Origin of the sequence: Actinokineospora terrae (assembly GCF_900111175.1) — a bacterium.
GTDB classification, from domain to species: Bacteria; Actinomycetota; Actinomycetes; order Mycobacteriales; family Pseudonocardiaceae; genus Actinokineospora; species Actinokineospora terrae.
Map to the genome: position 1 here is coordinate 158,450 of NZ_FOGI01000007.1, position 16,037 is coordinate 174,486.

16 protein-coding genes and 1 riboswitch are annotated in these 16,037 nt (G+C 72.6%); of the genes, 11 read left to right on the forward strand and 5 right to left on the reverse strand.

The window, feature by feature from the left end; translation table 11 throughout:
* The first annotated feature begins 3 nt into the window (after nucleotides 1-3).
* The 3 genes from BMY07_RS17165 (at nucleotide 4) to BMY07_RS17175 (ending at nucleotide 4,525) form a co-directional block, all read left to right on the forward strand.
* A complete protein-coding gene (locus BMY07_RS17165) occupies nucleotides 4-402 on the forward strand; it encodes an ectoine synthase (RefSeq protein WP_092779412.1) in 399 nt (132 codons plus the stop codon).
* Nucleotides 403-411: 9 nt separating this feature from the next.
* Nucleotides 412-1,329, forward strand: coding sequence for an ectoine hydroxylase (gene thpD, locus BMY07_RS17170; protein WP_092779414.1), 918 nt, complete (start codon nucleotides 412-414; stop codon nucleotides 1,327-1,329).
* A 460-nt stretch (nucleotides 1,330-1,789) separates the two neighbouring features.
* Entirely contained in the window at nucleotides 1,790-4,525 is a 2,736-nt protein-coding gene (locus BMY07_RS17175; RefSeq protein ID WP_092779416.1) for an AfsR/SARP family transcriptional regulator, read from the forward strand.
* Between the two features lie 187 nt (nucleotides 4,526-4,712).
* On the opposite strand, the gene BMY07_RS17180 is transcribed toward BMY07_RS17175, so the two are convergent.
* Nucleotides 4,713-5,498 carry an SGNH/GDSL hydrolase family protein gene (locus BMY07_RS17180; protein ID WP_092779418.1) on the reverse strand — a complete coding sequence of 262 codons (786 nt, stop codon included), beginning with the start codon at nucleotides 5,496-5,498 and terminating at the stop codon, nucleotides 4,713-4,715.
* A gap of 176 nt (nucleotides 5,499-5,674) precedes the next feature.
* On the opposite strand from BMY07_RS17180, the gene BMY07_RS17185 reads away from it, so the two are divergent.
* Nucleotides 5,675-6,325 (forward strand): DUF3159 domain-containing protein, encoded by a 651-nt coding sequence (locus tag BMY07_RS17185; protein ID WP_092779420.1) that lies wholly within the window; start codon nucleotides 5,675-5,677, stop codon nucleotides 6,323-6,325.
* Nucleotides 6,326-6,810: 485 nt separating this feature from the next.
* Complete coding sequence (locus BMY07_RS34395; protein ID WP_177215619.1) at nucleotides 6,811-6,963, forward strand: hypothetical protein; 153 nt, start codon at nucleotides 6,811-6,813, stop codon at nucleotides 6,961-6,963.
* Nucleotides 6,964-7,000: 37 nt separating this feature from the next.
* On the opposite strand, the gene BMY07_RS17190 is transcribed toward BMY07_RS34395, so the two are convergent.
* Nucleotides 7,001-7,897 carry an N-acetylglucosamine kinase gene (locus BMY07_RS17190; RefSeq protein ID WP_092779422.1) on the reverse strand — a complete coding sequence of 299 codons (897 nt, stop codon included), beginning with the start codon at nucleotides 7,895-7,897 and terminating at the stop codon, nucleotides 7,001-7,003.
* The gene (locus BMY07_RS17195; protein ID WP_092779424.1) at nucleotides 7,894-8,424 is read right to left on the reverse strand and encodes a winged helix-turn-helix transcriptional regulator; all 531 of its coding nucleotides are present in this window, start codon (nucleotides 8,422-8,424) and stop codon (nucleotides 7,894-7,896) included. Before BMY07_RS17195 ends, BMY07_RS17190 begins: the two co-directional genes overlap by 4 nt.
* A gap of 546 nt (nucleotides 8,425-8,970) precedes the next feature.
* On the opposite strand from BMY07_RS17195, the gene BMY07_RS17200 reads away from it, so the two are divergent.
* On the forward strand, nucleotides 8,971-9,726 hold the full coding sequence (locus tag BMY07_RS17200) for a GntR family transcriptional regulator (protein ID WP_092779426.1): 756 nt from the start codon (nucleotides 8,971-8,973) through the stop codon (nucleotides 9,724-9,726).
* A 1-nt stretch (nucleotide 9,727) separates the two neighbouring features.
* The gene (locus BMY07_RS17205) at nucleotides 9,728-11,176 is read left to right on the forward strand and encodes an MFS transporter (RefSeq protein ID WP_281245071.1); all 1,449 of its coding nucleotides are present in this window, start codon (nucleotides 9,728-9,730) and stop codon (nucleotides 11,174-11,176) included.
* Nucleotides 11,177-11,211: 35 nt separating this feature from the next.
* Here BMY07_RS17205 and BMY07_RS17210 read toward each other — a convergent pair whose 3' ends face one another.
* Together BMY07_RS17210 and thiE are read right to left on the reverse strand one after the other, a co-directional pair.
* The gene (locus BMY07_RS17210; RefSeq protein WP_092779428.1) at nucleotides 11,212-12,159 is read right to left on the reverse strand and encodes a threonine ammonia-lyase; all 948 of its coding nucleotides are present in this window, start codon (nucleotides 12,157-12,159) and stop codon (nucleotides 11,212-11,214) included.
* A 76-nt stretch (nucleotides 12,160-12,235) separates the two neighbouring features.
* Nucleotides 12,236-12,907 carry a thiamine phosphate synthase gene (gene thiE, locus BMY07_RS17215; protein WP_092779430.1) on the reverse strand — a complete coding sequence of 224 codons (672 nt, stop codon included), beginning with the start codon at nucleotides 12,905-12,907 and terminating at the stop codon, nucleotides 12,236-12,238.
* A gap of 32 nt (nucleotides 12,908-12,939) precedes the next feature.
* A riboswitch (TPP riboswitch) is annotated at nucleotides 12,940-13,047 on the forward strand.
* Between thiE and thiO the strand changes: the two genes are divergently transcribed.
* The 4 genes from thiO to BMY07_RS17235 all read left to right on the forward strand — a co-directional run bounded on the left by thiO (nucleotide 13,041) and on the right by BMY07_RS17235 (nucleotide 16,025).
* The gene (gene thiO, locus BMY07_RS17220) at nucleotides 13,041-14,156 is read left to right on the forward strand and encodes a glycine oxidase ThiO (protein WP_092779432.1); all 1,116 of its coding nucleotides are present in this window, start codon (nucleotides 13,041-13,043) and stop codon (nucleotides 14,154-14,156) included. (Overlaps the previous riboswitch by 7 nt.)
* Nucleotides 14,153-14,353: a sulfur carrier protein ThiS gene (thiS, locus tag BMY07_RS17225; RefSeq protein WP_092779434.1), complete on the forward strand. Its 201-nt coding sequence runs from the start codon at nucleotides 14,153-14,155 to the stop codon at nucleotides 14,351-14,353. The genes thiO and thiS overlap by 4 nt, the downstream gene beginning before the upstream one ends.
* A gap of 2 nt (nucleotides 14,354-14,355) precedes the next feature.
* The gene (gene thiG, locus BMY07_RS17230; RefSeq protein WP_092779996.1) at nucleotides 14,356-15,111 is read left to right on the forward strand and encodes a thiazole synthase; all 756 of its coding nucleotides are present in this window, start codon (nucleotides 14,356-14,358) and stop codon (nucleotides 15,109-15,111) included.
* A 476-nt stretch (nucleotides 15,112-15,587) separates the two neighbouring features.
* Complete coding sequence (locus tag BMY07_RS17235) at nucleotides 15,588-16,025, forward strand: MarR family winged helix-turn-helix transcriptional regulator (RefSeq protein WP_092779436.1); 438 nt, start codon at nucleotides 15,588-15,590, stop codon at nucleotides 16,023-16,025.
* Nucleotides 16,026-16,037: the final 12 nt, after the last annotated feature.

Here is a 16,037-nt window from a genome sequence, read left to right on the forward strand (position 1 = left end):
ACCATGATCGTCCGCACGCTCGCCGAGATCACCGACACCGACCGCGACGTCAAGACCGAGCACTGGCGCAGCAAGCGCATCGTCCTGGCCGGTGACGGCGTCGGGTTCTCGGTGCACGAGACCGTGCTGGAGCCGGGAGCGGTCAACGACTTCTGGTACGCCAACCACATCGAGGCCGTCTTCGTCGTCGAGGGCGACGGCGAACTGCTGGACAAGGAAACCGGCGCGACCCACCCGCTCGCGCCCGGCTCCATCTACGTGCTCGACGGCAACGAGCGCCACCAACTCCGCCCCCGCACCCGGATGCGCACCCTGTGCGTGTTCAACCCCCCGGTCACCGGCCGGGAGGTGCACGACGAGAACGGCGTCTACCCGCTCATCACCGAAGCCGCCGAGGCCTGAGGAGGGCTGATGACCCTGACCACCGACACCCGGTTCACCGGAACCCGCCCCGTGGACCGGTACCCGACCAGGACCGCAGAACCGCTGGCCCCCTTCGCCCGCTCGGAACCCACGGTGTGGGGCGGGGTCTGCGGCCCCATCGACCCGGCGACCCTGGCCGCGCACGACACGCACGGCTACTCCCGCTACGACGGCCTGCTCAGCCCGGCCGAGGTCGCCACCTTCCGCGCCGAGCTCGACCGGCTGGCCACCGACGAGGCGGTGCGCGCCGACGAGCGCACGGTCGTGGAGCGCGCGTCGGCCGAGGTGCGGTCGATCTTCGAGGTGCACCGCACCAGCGAGCTGATCGCCGAGCTGGTGCGCGACCCCAGGGTGCTCGACCGGGCCAGGCAGGTGCTGGGCTCCGAGGTGTACGTGCACCAGAGCCGGGTCAACTACATGCCCGGCTTCCAGGGCAAGGGCCTCTACTGGCACTCCGACTTCGAGACCTGGCACGCCGAGGACGGGATGCCGCTGCTGCGCGCGGTGAGCATGTCCATCGCGCTCACCGACAACTACCCGTTCAACGGCGGGTTGATGGTGCTGCCCGGTTCCCAGCGCACCTTCGTGCCGTGCGTCGGCGAGACCCCGGCCGAGCACTACAAGGCCTCGCTCACCGAGCAGGAGATCGGTGTCCCGAGCCGCGCGGCGCTGTCCCGGCTCGCCGCGGAACACGGTGTCGACCAGTTCACCGGAACCGCGGGATCGGCGCTGCTGTTCGACTCGAACCTGGTGCACGGGTCGGGCAACAACATCACGCCGTTCCCCCGCTCGAACATCTTCGTCGTTTTCAACTCGGTGGACAACGCACTGGTCGAGCCGTACGCGGCGGCCGCGCCGCGGCCCGGTTTCATCGCCGCGCGCACCGCCGAGCCGCTGGTCCGGTGACCCGCCCGTGATCACGCGTAATCCATCTGTTACCATCAGCGCACGCTCTGCCACTGGTTGATCAAGAGCTGGTCGTGGTTCCCACTCGGGGTGAACCCGGCGTGCTGTGGACCAACTGCGGCGGAGTACGGCCCCGCGCCCACCGAAGTCGGGATCGGTGCGGCAGCGGGGCCGATCCAGTTTCCCGCCCCCCGCGTGCGGTGCCCGCACTCGGCGAGTGGCCCATTCCCCTGCCATTGGGCGGGGGTATCAGTTCATAGCGGTGCCCCATAACGGTTAGGCCATCCGGTTGACTACCACCACAACCACACCCGCGCGTTCTGTTTCGCCCTAGGTTTGTCCTCGGGAGCGCTTGAACCGGCTTAGGGGAGTCGGTCCGATCGGGGGGTGGTACCGAGTGGCGCACGTCGCGCTCGCGCGTCCGGAACAAGGCGGACCGCGGTTTTGCGTATTGGGACCTGTGTGCGCGCTGGTGGGGGAGAACACGCTGGTGCCGGGTGGGCCCGGGTTGCGTGGACTGCTGGCGATGCTGTTGCTGGAGCCGAACCAGGTCGTCTCCGTGGAGCACGTGATGGACGTGCTGTGGGACCACGAGCCGCCCGCCACCGCCCGCACCATCGTGCAGGGCTACGTGTCCAGGCTGCGCCGTTGGCTGTCCACAGTGGACCCGACGCGGGAGACCAGGATCCAGACCACCGGACCGGGCTACCGGCTGGTGGTCGACGAGGCGCGCATCGACGTCGCGCTGGCCCGCGACCTGCTCGCCGAGTCGCGCGACCGCCCCGCTGGCGAGCGCGCCGAACTGCTGGCCAGGGCCCAGGGGCTGTGGCGCGGGCCGGAGCTCTCGGGCATCGGCGGCCGGGTCCGCGCGCCGGAACTGGCCGAGCTGCGGCTGACCGTGATCGAGGCGCGCGTGGACGCCGACCTCGAACTCGGCCGCCACGACGACGTCATCGGCGAGTTGGCCGCGCTGGTCGACACCCACCCGTTCCGCGAGCACCTGGTGGGCCAGTTCGTCCTCGCCCTCTACCGCTGCGGCAGGCGCGCGGCAGCACTGGAGATCTACCAGCGCTTCGCGCACCGCGCCGCCCGCGAACTTGGTCTAGACCCCGGTCCCGGCCTGCGCGAGCTGCACAGCCGGATACTGCGCGACGACACCACGCTGCTCGAACAGCGCCCGACGCCGGTGATCACACCGCGGGTCGGCGTGCTCACCCCGGCCCAACTCCCCGCCGCGCCACCGGGGTTCACCGGCCGCGACGCCGAACTCGGCTGGCTGGACGGCATCCGCGACACCGCGGACGGCACCGCCCCCGCGATCGCCGTGCTGGTCGGCTCGGCAGGCGTCGGCAAGAGCGCGCTCGCCGTGGTGTGGGGAACCCGCGCCGCCGCGGACTTCCCGGACGGCAGGCTCTACGCGTCCCTGCGCGGTTTCGACCCGAGGCACGAGCCGATCGAGCCCGCCGAGGTGCTGGCCAGGTTCCTGCTCGCCCTGGGCGTCGCCGCCGAGCACATCCCCGACGACCTCGCCGAGCGGGCCGCGTTCTACCGCTCGCTGCTGGCCGAGCGCAGGCTGCTCGTGCTGCTCGACGACGCCCGCGACTCCGACCAGGTGCGCCCGCTGCTGCCCGGCGGCCCCGGCTCCATGGTGCTGGTGACCAGCAGGCGCACCCTCGACGGCCTGGTGACCCACGGCGCCGCGTTGCGGGTGCTGGGAACCCTTCCGCCCGACGAGGCCGAGGCCGTCATCGAACACGCCGCAGGCCCACCGGCCGACCACGAACGCGCGCTGCGCACCAGGCTCGCCCGGCTCTGCGACCACCTCCCGCTCGCACTGCGGATCGCGGGCGCCCGGCTGGTCGCCAGTCCACAGTGGTCACTGCGGGAACTGGTCGGCGAGCTGGCCGACGAGCGCACCAGGCTGGGCGCGCTGCGCGTGCAGGACGTCGACACCGGGGTGCGGGCCGCGCTCGACCTGACCGTCGGCGGGCTCGACCCCGTGCTCACCGCCACGCTGCGCCAACTCGGCGCGGTACCGGGCCCGACGTTCGGCCCGCACCTGTTGGCCACCATGGCCGGGAGCTCGCCGGAGGCCGCCAGGGAGCGGCTGCGCGGGCTGGCCGCGCTGTTCCTGGTCACCGAGTCCGAACCGGACGTCTACGGCATGCACGACCTGGTGCGGCTCTACGCCAGGGAACTGGGCGCCGACGACCTGCTGCCGCCGGTGCTGCGCTACTACCTGGTCGCGTCCGACCTGTGCCGCAGGCACTTGCGCGCCGCGGCCGACGACATCGACTACTCCGAGGCGGAACCGGAGGTGCCGCGCCCCCCGGTGCGCGGCCGGGAGGACGCGCTCGCCTGGTTCGAGCGCGAGTGGCCGAACCTGGTCGCCGCGGCCGAGGCGGGCGCGAAAGCGGGCCTGCACACCCAGGTCTGGCAGTTGGCCAGGATGGCGAGCGAGTTCCGCCGGGTCCGCTCCCGCCGCGACGACTGGGAACACGTGCTGCGCCTGGGGCTCGACGCGGCCAAGGCGGCTGGCGACCGCAGGGGCGAGGTCCTGATGCGGCTGAGCCGGTGCGTGCTGCTCACCCGGTTCGACCAGGAGCACGAGACGGTGGCCGACGCCGAGCGCGCCGTGGCCATCGCGACCGAACTGCGCGACTCCAAGCTGATGGCGATGGGCTTCAACACGGTGGCGAGCGCTCTCTACGGGCAGCGCCGCTACAACGAGGCACTGGCCGGTTACCGCAAGGCGCTGGAGCTGTCCGGCCGCGCGGGCTACCGGCTCGGGGAAGCCAACCTGCTCAACAACATCGCGCAGGTGCACCGCAACCTCGGCGCCCCAGCCGAGGCGGTCAGCCCGCAGGCGCAGGCGGTCGCGATCTTCCGCGAGGTCGGCGACCTCGGGTTCGTCGGGCTGGCACTGGCCAACCTGGCCGAACTGGAGCACGAGCTGAACATGCCGGAGGCGGCCGAGACGCACGCCAGGGAGGCGATCTCGCTCGCCGAGGCCAACGGGCTCGACCTCACCGAGGCGTTCGCCCGCGAGGTGTTCGCCAGGGTGCTGCGCGACCGCGGCGAGATCGCGGCGGCCAGGGTGGAGCTGATGCTGGCCCTGGAGCTCTACCGGCTCGTCCAGTCACCGGCCGCGCAGGCCGTCCAAGCCGGACTCGCGGCGCTGCCCACCGACGTTTAGCGAACGCTTAGCCGGTGCGCGAACCGGGCCGGCACCCTCTGCGCGCAGGGTGACCTCGGTCATCCAGGGCCGCGGCGGGAGACGGGGGTGCGGCCCGACGTACCGGCCGGCGCTCTCGGGGGAGGGAGAGCCGGCCGGTCGTCGTCGTGGCCCGTTACCGCCGTGGACGGCCATTTCGGACGTCCACTCACACCCCGGCGGTGCGGTCGTCCTTGCGGACCGGCGCCAGTTCCGGGCGCTTGGGGTACAGGCCGTCGCCGAGCGACTCCCCGGTGATCTGCCTGCGCACCCACGGGATCAGGTGCGTCGTCGTCCACGCGAGGTCGTCCTGCCGCAGCCGCAGCCACGGTTTCCGGTCCTCCGCGGGCAGCGGCTCGCGCCAGTCCTGCGCCACGTCCATGTCGAGCACCTCGGCCGTGCGCAACGCGATCCGGTGGTGCCCCTCGCTGGAGAAGTGCAGCCGGTCGTCGCACCAGGACCTGCGGTCGTGCAGCACGCCCATCGACCACAGGTCGACCAGCCGGGCACCGTGCCGCTCGGCGATCGCGTGCAGGTGTCCGTTGTAGATGGCGACCTTGCCGCGGAACCGGCGGATCAGCGGCTGCACCTTCGGGTCCGGCCCGGTGAACACCACGACCTCGCTGCCCGCCTCGCGCAGCGCCACCACCGCGGTCTCGAACAGCGCGGCCACGTCGTCGACGTCGGTGCCCGGCGTGATGATGTCGTTGCCGCCGCCGCACAGCGTGACCAGGTCGGGGCGCGCGGTGAGCGCCACCGGCACCTGTTCATCGATGATCTGCTGGAGCATCCGCCCGCGCAGCGCCAGGTTCGCGTACCGCAACCCCGGCCGCTGCGCCGCCATCATCTCGGCGAGCCGGTCGGCCCACCCCACGTAGGCGCCGTCGGCATCCACGTCGCTCATGCCCTCGGTGAAGCTGTCCCCGATGGCGATCCAGCTGTTCCACCCATGCACAGCCCGACCTCCCTTTCCCGACCCCGGCTTGCCTCGACCCCGTTGCCCCAGACAACCAAACGCGGCAAGTATGCCCCCGCATTCCCCGGCCCCGCGTCAGCGCAGAGTATGACCCCGGACCGCACACACTATCGACCGCTGTGCGGTGGTCGGCCCCGGTCAGGCAGGCTGGAGGGGTGAGTGACTCCCTGTCCGACCTGCTCGGCGGCCGCCGGGGCGCCCTGGACGCGACCGCGCCCCCGCTGGCCTTCGCCGCCGCCTGGCTGCTCACCGCCGCCATCGGCTGGTCGACCGCGGCCGCCCTGGCCGCCGCCGCGGCCGTCGCGGTGATCAGGCTGGTCAGGGGCGAGAAGGCCACCGCGGTCCTCGGCAGCATGACGGCGGTCGCGGTGGGTGCGGCGGTCGCACTGCACACGGGCCGCGCGGAGGACTTCTTCCTGATCCAACTGCTGTCCAACACCGCGAGCGCCCTGCTCTGGGCCGCCAGCATCGCCGTCCGCTGGCCCCTGCTCGGCGTGGTGGTCGGCCTACTCCTGGGCCAACGCTTCCGCTGGCGCCGCGACCCCGCCCTGCTCCGCGCCTACAGCCGAGCCAGCTGGGTCTGGGTCCTCCAATACGCCCTCCGCACCACCGCCTTCACCACCCTCTGGTGGCTGGGCAGCGTCACAGCCCTAGCCATCACCCGAGTAGCCCTGTCGTGGCCCCTGGTAGCCCTGGTCATCGCGGTGAGCGCGGCCGTGCTCCGCAAATCCCTCCCCACCAACCACCCCGGCCTACGCCACCCCCAACTCCCCACCCCGGCCGAACCCCAGCCCAAGACCGCCTGATCACCGGCCCCTCGCCCGGTCTCCCCACCGAGCGCCCCCACCCCACGCAAGCCTTCCCGCGTCCCACGAGCCCTCTCGCGTTCCTCGAGCCCTCTCGCGTCCCGCAAGTCCCCCCACGTTCCGCAGGCCCTCTCGTGTCCCGCGAGCGCTCCAACCCCGCCCGAGCCCGCAGGCCCGCCCCAGCCCGTAGCCCTGCCCCGACCCGCTTCGCGCGCACGCCCGCGAGGACCCCCGCCCAGCCCCCACCCGCACCGGGGGGCGTCCCAGTGCCAGTCTATCGGCACCCCCCGACAGACGATCTTGAAACAGGGGGTCGGTGATCGACTTGTGGACAACTCTTGTCGCTGGAACGGGTGAAAGTCGAAGCGGGCGGAGATGAAGAACCACAGGTCAGGGGCTTGAAGGGTGCCGCGGTAGCGGGCTCGGCGTCGAAGTCATGCAGCGGGAGATCGACCAGGGGCGAGCGGGTGGTCGAATCGTCCACAGTGGACGAAAGGGGGCCGTCGCGCGGGGAGGGCAAATATCCGGTCAAGCTGCCGGTCGCGCAAGCCCAACTCGCTCCAAGTCGGGCCCACGCCCGCGGCAAGACCAAGACCGAGACCTGCGCCGAGCCGGACCTGCGCCCGCGCCAGACCTAGACCCGAGCCCGCAGCAGGACCTAGACCTGCGCCAGACCTAGACCTGCGGCCGCACCGCGTTGTTCCCAAACGCGTCCAGCGAGGCCAGCCAAGCCGCCCCCACTGTCCCGTCCTTCGCGTCCACCACCTCATGCCCCAGCAGCAACTCCCGCACCCGCGCCCCCACCACCGTCTGCAGCACGGCCCCCGCCAACACCACAGGCCCGCTGTCGTGCACAGCCAACGCCTGGCTCGCCAGCGCCCCCGCGGCCCGCGAAACGATGTCCTGCGCAGCCGGGTCGTCAACAGACGGCACAAGTGGTGCGAATCGGGCCAACCGGATCGGTTCCTCCCGGTTCACCTGACGGATCAACCGTCCGAAGGGGATTCGCGGGTCGCCGGTCAGCGGTAGTCCTGCCGCCGCGAGCACTGCTTCCGCCAGCGGGCTCAGCGGTTTCCCGCTCTGCAGCGCGTACAGCGTGAACCGGACCGCTTCCCGCCCGATCCAGAACGCCGAGCCCTCGTCGCCGAGGAGCCAGCCGAAGCCGCCGTAGGTGGCGACGAGCTCGCGGCCGGTGATGCGGCCCGCGATGGAGCCCGTGCCGGAGATCAGCACGGTGCCGACCGCGGAGGACGTGCCGGAGGCGAAGGCGACCTCCGCGTCGGTCACCACCCTCGGGTGCAGCAGGTCGAACACCACGTCGAACTCGGCGGCGACGGCCGGGTCCAGCAGGGCGGACGACCCGGCCATGCCGATCACGCACGCCGCGACCTCGGAGCCGCTCAGCGCCGCGTTCACCGCGGTCAGCAGTTGGCCCGCCGCCGCGGCGGGGCCGTTGGTGTTCGGGTTGCCGCCGCCCGCGACGCCGCGGCCGACCACGGCTCCGGTGGCGTCCACGGCCAGGGCGCGGGTGGTGCTGCCGCCGATGTCGACGCCCAACGCGACCCCGGTCATCGGACCGCTACTCCGTTCGGCGTAACATGACCATGCCCGCTCCGCTCCACCCCCTCGGCGGAGCGGGCTCCTCCCACCATCGCCGAGCGCGCGCCGAACTGCTCCGCCTCCACCTCCCGCACCAGCAGCGGGTCGCCGCAGGACGCGCAGGTCACCACGGCGTGCGTCTCGTGGCCGCAGGTCCGGTGGCGCAGCCGCACCGGGCGGTCCTCGGTCAGCCAGCGCTCGCCCCAGTGCATGATCGCGGCGAGGGCGGGCCAGAAGTCGCGGCCCATGTCGGTGAGCACGTACTCGTAGCGCACGGGCCGCTCCTGGTAGCGCTCGCGGTGCAGCAGGCCGGCGCCGACGAGGCGGTCCAGCCGCTCGGTCAGGGTGTTGCGCGCGATGCCCAACTCGGCCTGGATCCGGTCGAACCGCCGGACGCCCAGGTAGGCCTCCCGCAGCACGAGCAGGGTCCACTGGTCGCCGAGCAGGTCCATCGCACGCGCGATGGAACAGGGCCACTGCGCGAACGATGTCCTTCGCATCGCCCCAGTCTAGGAAGCCGGGCCGCCCCGCGAAACGTGATCACCGCACCCGGGTGACCCGGCGCGGACCCCTGGGCCAGCGGCAACCCGGCACCGGGCCGGACGGCGCGACCACCCGGCAGGGTGACGTACAGTCCGGTCGTAGTGACGGCCGACACACCTGTGGCGGCGCTCACCGCACTACTCGCGGCGTCGGGGGCGACCGGCCCTGGCGAGATCCGGGGAACCACCCGTCCGGCTGGCCCGGCGCCGAGGAGATCGGATAAATCGGGCACCGCAACACCGGGAACGGCGGCGCCGGAAAGGCCGGATGTCCCCGCGCGCCAACGCCACCGGTGGGTGTTCCCCGGAGCGCCGCACGTCCGCCATCCGGGACACCCCGGGCGGTAAGGTCTAGACCAATCATGCCGTAGGTGGGACGGCGCGGCGGGGCGCGCCGGTGCCCGTGCCGGTCACGGTAGGGCCAAACAGGCGGGGTGTGATCGCGTGCGGCACCCCCGACAAGGCATTCTGTACGGGTCGGGCGCAATACTCAGGAGGGACGCCATGCTGGAGATGTCCACGGCCGACGGGTCGGACACAGTGGCGCGCGTGCAACGGGAACCCAAGTACTGGGGTCTCAAGCGCCACTTGCTCGACCTGCTCGGGTCGCTGCCTCCCGGCTCGCCCATCCCGACCGAACGTTCACTGGCCACCGAGTTCGACGTCTCCCGCACGACCGTCCGCCAGGCGCTCGCCGAGCTGACCGTCGAGGGCAGGCTGCTGCGGGTCCAGGGCAAGGGCACCTTCGCCGCCGAGCCCAAGGTCGCCCAGCGGCTGCAGCTGTCGTCCTACACCGAGGACATGCGCGCCCAGGGCCGCGAGCCCTCCAGCAAGCTGCTGGAGGTCTCCGAGATCCCGGCCGAGGCCGACCTGGCCAGGCTGCTCGGCATCCGGGCCGGTGCCAAGGTGCTGCGGTTGCACCGGCTGCGGCTGGCCGACGGCGAGCCGATGGCCATGGAGACGACGCACCTGCCGCTGGGCCGCTTCCGCGGTCTGCGCCGCTACGTCAGCGGGGGCGGCTCGCTCTACCAGGTGCTGCGTGAGCGGTTCGACGTCGAGATGGGCCACGCCGAGGAGACGATCGAGACCGCGTTGGCCGGTCCGCACGAGGCCGAGCTGCTCGGTGCCGACGTGGGGATGCCGATGCTGCTGCTGTCGCGGCACTCGTTCGACACCGACGAGCGACCGGTCGAGTGGGTGCGGTCGGTCTACCGGGGTGACAGGTACAAGTTCGTCGCCACGCTGAACCGACCGTCCTGACGTGACGGGCCAGGTCCGCTGGGGCACGCCCAGCGCGCGCGGGGTCCTGGCCACCACGATCCTCGGGTCCGGCATGGCGATGCTGGACAGCAGCGTGGTCAACATCGCCCTGCCCAGGCTGGGCAAGGAGTTGGACGCCTCGGTCGCCGGGCTGCAGTGGGTGCTCAACGGGTACCTGCTCGCCCTGGCGGCGCTTGTCCTCGTCGCCGGGTCGCTCGGCGACCGCTACGGCCGCCGCCGGGTGTTCGTGGTGGGCGTCATCTGGTTCGGCATCGCGTCGGCCCTGTGCGGGGTCGCGCTGTCCACGCCGATGCTGGTGGTGTCCCGGATCCTGCAGGGTGTCGGCGGCGCGCTGCTGACCCCCGGGTCGCTGTCGATCCTGCAGGCGGTGTTCCACCGCGATGACCGGTCCCGCGCGATCGGCGCCTGGTCCGGCCTCGGCGGCATCGCGGCCGCGGTGGGTCCGCTGGTCGGCGGGCTGCTGGTGCAGGCGTGGTCGTGGCGGCTGGCGTTCCTGGTGAACATCCCGCTGGTCGTGGTGTGCGTGTGGTTGGCCATGCGGTGCGTGCCGGAGACCCGCGACGAGGAGGTCACCGGGCACCCGAACATCCTCGACTCGGTGCTCGGCGCTGTCGGGCTCGCCGGGATCACGGCGGCGCTGGTCGAGGCGCCGGTGCGCGGGGCGGACTGGCTGGTGGTCGGGGCCGCGGTGGTCGGCCTCGGTGCCCTCACGGCGTTCGTGCTGCTGCAACGGCGCCAGGCGAACCCGTTGGTGCCGCCCGCGCTGTTCGCCAGCCACACGTTCGTCGTGTCCAACGCGCTGACCCTGGTCGTCTACGCGGCGCTGACCGGCGTGATGGTGCTGATGGGGCTGCAACTGCAGACCTCGCTCGGCTACTCGCCGACCGCCGCGGGCCTGGCAGGGCTGCCGATCACCGCGGTCATGCTGCTGCTCTCGGCCCGCTTCGGCCAACTCGCCGCCAGAGTGGGGCCGCGGTGGTTCCTGGTAGCCGGTCCGCTGCTGATCGCGGCCGCGATGCTGTTGATGACCAGGATCGCGCCGGGGGCGTCGTACCTGGGCGCGGTGCTGCCGTCGGTGGCCCTGTTCGGGTTCGGGCTGTCGGTGGTGGTCGCCCCGGTGACCGCGACCGTCCTGGCCGCGGCGCCGGACCGGTACGCGGGCTTGGCGTCCGGCGTGAACAACGCGGTGGCCAGGACTGGCGGCCTGCTCGCTGTGGCTGTCCTACCTGCCGCTGCTGGGCTTACCGGGGCCGCTTACACCGACCCGACTGCCCTGACCTCCGGCTGGCGCACGGCCCTGCTGATCTGCGCCTCACTCGCCGCCGCGGGGGGCCTCATGGCGCTGAGCATCCGGGACAACGTCCTGGCCGCTCCGCCACCGGGCCCCCACTGCGACGTCGAGTCACCCGCCCCGGCACCCCGGGGCTGATCAGGCCCTGTCCGACCAGGCCTGACCAGGCGTGATCAGCTCTGGAGCAGCGCGACCAGGGCGTCCGGGTCGACGTTGCCGCCGCTGAGGACGGCGACCGTGCGGCCGGGCGGGAGCTTGTCGCCGTGGTGCAGGACGGCGGCGGTGGTGACCGCGCCGCTGGGTTCGGCGACCAGGTGGGCGCGGTGCGCGAGGGTGGCCACCGCCGAGCGGATCTCATCCTCTGAGACGGTCACGATGCCGTCGACCAGCGCCCGCTGGTGCCCGAAGGTCAGCTCGGACGGCTGGCTGCGCAGGCCGTCGGCGATGGTCCGGTTGCGGTCGGCGACCGACCACGACACCAGTTCGCCCTTGGCCAGGCTGGCCGCGGTGTCGCCCGCCAGTTCCGGTTCGACCGCCCAGACCTGGGCCTGCGGGCGCAGCGCCTTGATCGCGGCCGCGATGCCGGAGATCAGCCCGCCGCCGCTGACCGGGGCCAGCACCAGGTCGACGTCGGGCAGGTCCGCGACGATCTCCAGGCCGATGGTGCCCTGGCCCGCGATCACGGCCCGGTCGTCGAACGGCGGCACCAGCGTGGCGTCCTCCCGCTCGACGATCGCGTACGCCGCCGACTCCCGCTCACCGGTCTTGACCAGCACGACCTCGGCGCCGTGCGCGCGGGTCGCCTCGACCTTGACCCTGGGCGTGTCCTCGGGGACCACGATCCAGGCGGGCACCCCGAACGCGCGCGCCGCGTAGGCGACGGCCTGGGCGTGGTTGCCGCTGGAGTAGGCGACGACACCACGGGCCCGCCGCTGCGGATCGATGCCGGCCACGGCGTTGAACGCGCCGCGGATCTTGAACGAGCCGACCGGTTGCAGGCTCTCCGGCTTGATCCACAGTGGACGGTCCGCCCACGGGGCGGCCACCAGCGGGGTGCGCACGGCGTGCCCGGCGACGCGCTCGGCGGCGGCGGCGATGTCATCGAGGGTGACGAGGTTCACCCCTCCAGTGTGCACCAGTCCACAGTGGACCAGCGTGTCGCGCTGCTCACCCCTGCGCCGACCGGACCAGCGCCGGTTACGCCGTGCGCAGTCCCGCGACCAGCGCCTCCGCGGCCGACTTGGGGTCAACGGCCTCGGTGATCGCCCGGACGACGACGATCCGGCGAGCGCCTGCGGCGACGACCTCGGGCAACCGCCGCGCGTCGATGCCGCCGATGGCGAACCAGGGCCGTCGCGGATCGGCCGCCGCCGTGGCCTGGACCAGGTCGAGGCCCGCGGCCGCCCGGCCGGGCTTGGTCGGCGTCGTCCAGCACGGACCGGTGCAGAAGTAGTCCACACCGGGCTCGGCCGCCGCGCTGACGGCCTGCGCGAAGTCGTGCGTCGACTTGCCGATCACGACGTCGTCGCCCACCACCCGGCGCGCCGCCGTGACCGGCAGGTCGTCCTGGCCCAGGTGCAGCACGTCCGCCCCGGCGGCCAGCGCGACGTCGGCCCGGTCGTTGACCGCCAGCAGCGCCCCGTGCGCGGCGCAGACCTCGGCGATCACCGACAGCGCCCGCAGCTCCGGCCCCGCCTCCAGCGGTGCCCCGCCCCGCTTGTCGCGCAGCTGCACGATGTCGACCCCGCCCGCCAGCGCGGCGTCCACGAAGTCGGCGAGGTCGCCCTGCTCGGTCCGCGCGTCGGTGCACAGGTAGAGCCGCGCGTCGGCCAGCCTGCGCCTGATCTGGTCCCCGTCGAGTCCTGGCATGGAGGTGACGCTATCGCCTGCGCTACGGTGGAGGTCGGTCGCACGGGAGTCCGGGGAACGGGCTGAGAGGGAGCTGGGTCGCTCCGACCGTCGAACCTGATCCGGGTCATGCCGGCGCAGGGAGCGTGAGGACATGGGAAGTGAGCGGGCTGTCGCCGTGGTCGGCGGCGGTGTCATCGGGCTGTCGGTCGCCTGGGCGGTCGCCGAGGCCGGGTACCCGGTGCGCCTGGTCGACCCGGCACCGGCCAGGGGCGCGTCGTGGCTGGCAGGCGGCATGCTGGCGCCGGTCACCGAGTCGTGGCCGGGGGAGGAGCACGTCCTCGAACTCGGCAGCTCGTCGCTGGCGCGCTGGCCGGACTTCGCCGCCCGGCTGACCGCGGCGGGCGGCGACCCGGGGTTGCGGCTGGAAGGGACGCTCGCGGTCGCGCTGGACTCCGCTGACGTGGGCACACTCGACGTCCTCGCCGAGTTCCTGCGCGGTCTCGGCCGGGAGGCCGTGCGCTGCTCTGGGCGTGAGCTGCGCGCGCTGGAGCCGGGCATCGGACCTGGGGTCCGAAGTGGACTGCACGTGCCCGGCGACCTCGCGGTGGACAACCGCGCCCTGCTCACCGCGTTGCACACCGCGTGCCGCCGATCGGGTGTGGAGTTCATCACGGCCACCGCGCGCGCGGTCCACCCGAACGCGGTGGTCCTGGCCGACGAGTCCACTGTGGATTGTGCGGCGGTTGTCGTCACCGCGGGGGCCTGGAGCGGCCACCTGCACCCGGCGCTGGCCCCCCTGGTCCGCCCCGTGAAGGGCGAGATCCTCCGCCTGCACACCCGCCCCGGCACCCTCCCGGTCCCGACCCGCACCATCCGCGCCCACGTCGAGTCCCGGCCCGTGTACCTCGTCCCCCGTCTTGACGGGGAACTTGTCCTGGGCGCCACTCAACTGGAAGTCGGCTTCGACGAGTCGGTCACCGCGGGCGCCGTCCGAGACCTGCTGCGGGACGCCGAACGAGTACTGCCGGGGATCGCCGAGTACGCCTTGGTCGAGACGGCCGCCGGGTTGCGCTCGGGGAGCCCGGACAACCTGCCCCTGATAGGCCTGCTGGAACCGGGCTTGCTGGTGGCGACCGGTCATCACCGCAACGGCTTGTTGCTGGCTCCGGTCACGGCAGGCGCGGTGGTGTCGTTGCTGCGGGAGGAAGAGTTGCCTGCCGCGGTGCGTGCCGCGGATCCCGCGCGGTTCTTGGGGAGGGACGCATGATCGTGGTGGTGAACGGCGTCGAGCGGAAACTGGCCGATGGGGTGACGGTGGGGGAGTTGTTGGTGGTGCTGGGGGTTTCGGGCGCCGGGATCGCGGTCGCGGTGGACGGGGAGGTCGTGCCCAGGGCGGGGCACGCGTCGACGGTGGTGCGGGCCGGGGCTGTGGTGGAAGTGCTGACCGCGGTGCAGGGAGGGTGAAGGTGGACGACCCACTCGTCATCGCCGACCGGGAGTACGCGTCGCGGCTGATCACCGGTACCGGTGGCGCGTCGAACCTGGCGGTGCTGGAGCGCGCGCTGGTGGCGTCCGGCACCGAGTTGACCACGGTGTCGCTGCGCCGGGTCGACGTCGCGGGCGGCACCGGCATCCTGGAAGTGCTGCGCAGGCTGGGCATCGACCCGCTGCCCAACACCGCGGGGTGCCGCACCGCCGCGGAAGCCGTGCTCACCGCCCGGTTGGCCCGCGAGGCGCTGGGCACGAACTGGATCAAACTGGAGGTCATCGCCGACGACCGCACCCTGCTCCCGGACCCGGTCGAACTGCTCGACGCCGCCAAGACCCTCGTCGACGACGGCTTCGTGGTCCTGCCCTACACCAACGACGACCCGGTCCTGGCCCTGCGCCTGGAGGAATCGGGCTGCGCCGCCGTCATGCCGCTCGGCTCGCCCATCGGCACCGGCCTGGGCATCCGCAACCCGCACAACATCGAACTCATCGTCGCCCGCGCCGCGGTCCCGGTCATCCTCGACGCGGGCATCGGCACCGCCTCCGACGCCGCCCTCGCCATGGAACTCGGCTGCGCCGCCGTACTCCTGGCCACCGCCGTCACCCGAGCCGCCGACCCCGAGAAAATGGCCACCGCCATGCGCGCCGCCGTCCAAGCAGGCCGACTCGCCCGCTCCGCAGGCCGCATCCCCCAACGCTTCTGGGCCCAAGCCTCCAGCCCACCCCGCTGACGCCCGATCACTTCTCGGACTCCGCCCCCGTGCCCCGCTCGCCCCCTCCGACGCCCCCGCCAAGCAGGCCGCCCAAGCCGCCAGGTGGAAGCCGACCTGTCCACAACCCCTCGACCTATCCACACCCCCCGCCGCACCCCTATTGACACACCACCCACCGCGATAGGTTCAGAGATGGGCCCCCGGCCCCCGGGAGGGAGGGCCCCGGGTCGGAGTTGATCTTGACTGGCGTGCGGGTTCGTGCCCGTCGAAGCCGGCGGCGCGCGGAAACCGCCCGCGAGGGAACGGCCCGCGAGGGAACGGCCCGCGAGGGAACGGCCCGCGAGGGAATCGCCTGCTGTGGCGGACCCGTGGCGTATGCGTGGAGTCGCACGTGTTGGTGTGGGTGGGTGTTGGTCTACGCCAGGTGCTCGATCTTCTGTCGGAGCCGCAGGGGTCTGGTCGTGGAACGGGGTGGGGTTCCGGCACAATGAGGTATGACGACATCGGCCGCTGAGTCTGGCGGAGGGGATGTGCCCGCGCGGTTGTACCTCGCGATCGGGCGCCTGTCCCGGGCGTTGCGCCGGTCCGGGTCTCCCGGGCTCGGGCACGGGTCCATCTCCGCTCTGTCCACTCTGGTCAACTGCGGTGAGCTGCGGCTCGGTGACCTGGCAGGCAAGGAAGGGGTTGCCGCGCCGACCATGTCACGGATCGTGGCGAGCCTGGTGGAGTCGGGTTACGTCGTGCGCGAGCCGGACCCGGCTGATCGGCGGGCGTGGTTGGTGCGGGCGACGGAGTCCGGGGAGCGGATCGTGTCCGGGGTGCGCTCGACCAGGGTGTTGGAGTTGGGCAGGCGGCTGGAGCGGTTGTCGCCGCTGGAACGGGAGCGACTGGTCGCCGCCATTCCCGTCTTGGAGGCGTTGCTCGTGGACTGACACCGGTGCCCC

Coding starts and splice junctions, on each gene's coding strand:
- thpD (WP_092779414.1), top strand. CDS start 412: ATGACCCTGACCACCGACACCCGGTTCACCGGAACCCGCCCCGTGGAC.
- BMY07_RS17235 (WP_092779436.1), top strand. CDS start 15,588: ATGACGACATCGGCCGCTGAGTCTGGCGGAGGGGATGTGCCCGCGCGG.
- BMY07_RS17200 (WP_092779426.1), top strand. CDS start 8,971: ATGCTGGAGATGTCCACGGCCGACGGGTCGGACACAGTGGCGCGCGTG.
- thiO (WP_092779432.1), top strand. CDS start 13,041: ATGGGAAGTGAGCGGGCTGTCGCCGTGGTCGGCGGCGGTGTCATCGGG.
- BMY07_RS17195 (WP_092779424.1), bottom strand. CDS start 8,424: ATGCGAAGGACATCGTTCGCGCAGTGGCCCTGTTCCATCGCGCGTGCG.
- thiE (WP_092779430.1), bottom strand. CDS start 12,907: ATGCCAGGACTCGACGGGGACCAGATCAGGCGCAGGCTGGCCGACGCG.
- thiS (WP_092779434.1), top strand. CDS start 14,153: ATGATCGTGGTGGTGAACGGCGTCGAGCGGAAACTGGCCGATGGGGTG.
- BMY07_RS17165 (WP_092779412.1), top strand. CDS start 4: ATGATCGTCCGCACGCTCGCCGAGATCACCGACACCGACCGCGACGTC.
- BMY07_RS17190 (WP_092779422.1), bottom strand. CDS start 7,897: ATGACCGGGGTCGCGTTGGGCGTCGACATCGGCGGCAGCACCACCCGC.